Here is a 4,501-nt window from a genome sequence, read left to right on the forward strand (position 1 = left end):
AATGCAATGCCCCACCACCGCACCCGGCACCACACCCCACGACTCCCACAACCGGAACAACGCCACACCCACCGCGAACAACCCCGGCTGCGTGAACTCCGTCTCATGCACCAACACCGCGTCCGCACTGTCCTCGGGAGCGAACACCACCGCGGCCAACGGCACCCTCAGATGCGGATCCAACGCCGCACACACCTCGTCGAACGCCTCCCGGAACACCGGGAACGCCCCGTACAACTGACGCCCCATCGCGATCCGCTGACTGCCCTGCCCCGTGAACAACACCGCCAACTCACCACCGACGACAGAACCCTCGACGACATCACGGTGCGCCCGGCCCTCCGCCAACGCCCTGAGGGAGTCGACCAGTTCGTCGCGGCCGGTGGCCAGTACGCCCGCCCGGAACTCGAAGTGCGTGCGGTGCAGCGCCGCCGTCGCCACGACATCGGCCGACGGCACGTCCGGCCGTCCGGCGATCCAGTCCGCCCAGCGTCCGGCCTGGGCGCGCACGGCTTCCTCGCTCTGCCCCGACAGCACCAGGGGGACGGGGGCCGGACCGGTCCCGACGGCCTCCACCGGCCGTGCGTCGCGTACCGGCGGCTCCTCCAGGATCAGGTGGGCGTTGGTGCCGCTGAGCCCGAAGGAGGAGACACCGGCGCGGCGGGGGCGTGCCGTGTCGCGTGTCCAGGGTCGTGCCTCGTCGAGGAGTCGGAGCCCGCTGTTGTCCCACTCGATGTGCGGGCTGGGCTCGTCCACGTACAGGGTCTTCGGAAGGGTCTCGTGCTGGAGTGCGAGGACCATCTTCATCACGCCCGCGACGCCCGCGGCGGCCTGGGCGTGCCCGATGTTCGACTTCGACGAGCCCAGGTACACCGGCCGGTCCGCGTCGCGCCCCGGGCCGAACACCTCGGCCAGGGCCCCGGCCTCGATCGGGTCGCCGAGCGGCGTGCCCGTGCCGTGCGCCTCGATGGCGTCGATGTCGGCCGGTGCGAGGCGGGAGGCTTCGAGGGCGTCGTGGATCACCCGCTGCTGCGAGGGGCCGTTGGGGGCGGTGAGGCCCTGGCTGCGGCCGTCCTGGTTGACGGCGCTGCCGCGCAGGACCGCCAGCACCCGGTCACCGTCGCGTTCGGCGGCCGACAGCCGCTTCAGCACGAGGATGCCGACGCCGTCCGACCAGCCGGCGCCGTCCGCCTGCGCCGAGAAGGACTTGCAACGTCCGTCCGGTGCCATGCCCTTGAGCCGGGAGAACTCCACGAAGAGCCTCGGTGTGCTCATGATGGTGACACCGCCGACGAGGGCGAGTTCGCACTCGCCCTGGCGCAGGGCGGTGGCCGCGAGGTGCATCGCCACGAGGGACGACGAGCACGCGGTGTCGATGGTCACGGCCGGGCCCTGGAGACCGAGCGCGTACGACACCCGGCCCGAGACGACACTGCTGGCGTTGCCCGTGCTGACGTACCCGTCGAACGCGTCGAGCTCGCGCCCCTGCTCGCCGTAGTCGGAGCTCATGGCGCCGAGGTAGACGCCGGTGCTGCTGCCGGTCAGCGCGTCGGGCCGGAGCCCGGCCCGCTCCAGCGCCTCCCAGGCCGTTTCGAGCACGAGCCGCTGCTGCGGGTCCATCGACAGCGCCTCGCGCTGGGAGATCCCGAAGAACGCGGCGTCGAAGCCCTCGACGTCGTGGATGAAACCACCCTCGCGGGCATAGCTCTTGCCGACGGCCTCGGGGTCGGGGTCGTAGACGTCGAGCTTCTCCCAGCGCGACGGAAGTCCGCTGACGGCGTCGCCGCCGGACGACAGCAGGTCCCAGTAGTCCTCGGGGGTCTCGATGCCGCCGGGCAGCCGACAGGCCATGGACACGACGGCGATGGGGTCGTCGGACGCTGCGGCCCTGCGGCGGCCACGCTTCGGCGCGGCCTTCCCCGCACCGTCGGTGAGCGCGAGCCGTTCGAGGAGCAGCGCGGCGATGGCCGTGGGGGTGGGGTGGTCGAAGGCGAGGGTCGAGGGCAGCGTGAGACCGGTCTCGGCCGAGAGCCGACGCCGCAGCTCCACCGCCATCAACGAGTCGATCCCCAACTCCTTGAGCACCTGCTGCGCACCGATCCCGTCCGCATCGGACACACCCAGAACCACAGCGGCCTCACGCTGGACGAGCCGGGTCAGCCAGGCCGAGCGTTCCGCCTCCGAAAGGACTGCCAGCTGCTCGCGCAGACCCGACGGGGTCGCCGCGGACTCCCCGGCACGCTTGCGCGGGGCCCGGACCAGGGCGCGCAGCAGCGCCGGAATCTCATCGGGACGGCGCAGCAGCGGCGCCGACTCCAGCCTGATCGGGACGAGATGGGCATGCGGTTCGGCAAGTGCGGCGTCGAGGGCCGCCAGTCCCTGCTTGTCGGTGAGCGCGCCGACGCCCTGCCGGTGCATACGGGCCAGCTCGGCCCGGCCCAGGGACGCGGTCAGGCCGGTGCCGGCCTGCTGCCACAGCCCCCAGGACACGCTGGTCGCGGGAAGCCCCTGGAGCCTGCGGTGGGCGGCGAGGCCGTCCAGGAAGGCGTTGGCAGCCGCGTATCCGGCCTGCCCGGCGCCGCCCAGCACACCCGCGGCCGAGGAGAACAGGACGAACGCGGCCAGGTCGAGGTGCTGGGACAGCTCGTGCAGATGTGCGGCACCCGCCGCCTTGGGGGCCCACACCGAGGCCAGTCGTTCCGCGTCCTGCGCGGTCAGCAGCCCGTCGTCGAGCACCGCGGCAAGGTGGAAGATCCCGGTCCAGGGATGTGCGCCGTCCTCGACCAGCAGGGCCTCCACCTGGGTACGGTCCGACACGTCGCAAGCCACCAGGCGTACGGTCTCGGCCCCGGCGGCCGTCAGATCCGCCGCCAACTCCCCGGCACCGGGCGCGTCCTGGCCACGTCGCGAGGTCAGCACCAGATGCCGCACTCCGTGCGCACGCACCAGGTGTACGGCCACGGCACGGCCCAGCTCACCCGTACCACCCGTGATCAGCACGGTGCCGGACGGGTCCAGCACCGGCCGCTCACCGGCGTCACCGGCACCCTTCCCGGCATCGTTCCCGGCCCCGGTCACGCCCACCAGACGCGCGACCCGTACCTCGCCCCCGCGTACCGCCACCTCCGGCTCGCCCGCGACGGCAAGCGCGCGCCCCACGTCGGCAGCCGGTGTCTCGACGTCCACCAGCCGGATCGCACGTTCGGGGTGCTCGCTGCGCGCCGTGCGCAGCAACCCCCACAGCGGGGCGTGCACCAGGTCGCGCACCCCGTCCCCGGCATCCACCGCACCGGAGGTGAGCCATACCAACTCGGTTTCTTCCAGGCGCTGTTCGGAGATCAGCTGCTGAACGAGACCCAACGTCCGGGTCGTCGCCACGAGGCCGTCGCCGAAACCGCCCACGGCGTCGTCGGCAAAGCCGCCGTCCGAGCAGGTGGTGTCGATGACGAGGCGGAGCGGCGCGGGCGCGCCGTCGTCCAGGCGCGCGGACACCTCGTCGGCGGTGCCGATGCCCTCCGCCTCCAGGGCGCGGGTCACCTCGCCGTTGCCGCCGAGGACCCAGGTCTCCCCGTCCGATGCCTCCTCCAGCACGCGGGGGGCCTGGAACTCGACGCGGTAGAGGTGCTCGACCGACTGACCGGCACGGATCTGCTCGGCGCTCGCCTCACGGATGCGCAGGCCCTGCGCGACGGCGACCGGGGCGCCGGTGCCGTCGGCCACCACGAGCGAGATGTTCTCGCTCGTCGCGGATTCAGCCTCGATGCGTACGCGCAGTTCGGTGGCGCCGGTGGCGTACAGCTCGACACCGGTCCACTCGAACGGCAGGAACACCGGCTTCCCGGCCCCGTCCGCCTCCTGCCGTACGCCCATCAGGGTGTGCAGGGCGGCGTCCAGGAGTGCGGGGTGGATACCGAAGTCGTCGGTCCGGAGCCCCTCGGGCAGGCGGACGGTGCCGTACGCGGTGTTGCCCTTGCGCCACAGGCCGGTCAGGCCCTGGAAGGCGGGACCGTACTCCAGGCCACGGGCACGGAAGTCCTCGTAGAACCCGTCCAGCGCAACCTGCTCGGCACCCGGAACCGGCCACTGCACCAACTCGTCGGCCGCCTCCGGAACGGCGGACTGCGCCTGCCCCAGCTCACCGGCGGCATGCTGACGCCACGGAGCATCCTCGGACACCTCCTCACCACGGCTGTAGACCGCCACCGGCCGGCGCCCCTGGGGGGTTTCCGCTCCGACGACGACCTGGAGGCGGAGGGGGGTGTCGTCGGTCAGGACGAGGGGTTCGAGGAGGGTGAGTTCCTCGACGGCAGTGGCGCCTATGTGGTGGGCTGCGGTGAGGGCGAGTTCGAGCAGTCCGGTGCCGGGGACGAGGACGGTCCCGAAGGCGGCGTGTTCGGCCAGCCAGGGCTGGTCGGTGAGGGAGAGCCGGCCGGTGAGCAGGTGGCCCTCGCCGTCGGCGAGGGCGAGGGCGGCGCCGAGCCAGGGGTGTCCGGAGGCGTCC

The 4,501-nt window shown here is 72.6% G+C and carries 1 protein-coding gene; it reads right to left on the bottom strand.

The features are described from left to right. Nucleotides 1-4,501, bottom strand: a 4,501-nt coding sequence (locus EAO76_RS42875) for a type I polyketide synthase (protein WP_148841620.1), incomplete at both ends; no start/stop codon positions are given.

This window comes from Streptomyces sp. sk2.1 (genome assembly GCF_008120935.1).
In the GTDB taxonomy this organism is placed as follows: domain Bacteria; phylum Actinomycetota; class Actinomycetes; order Streptomycetales; family Streptomycetaceae; genus Streptomyces.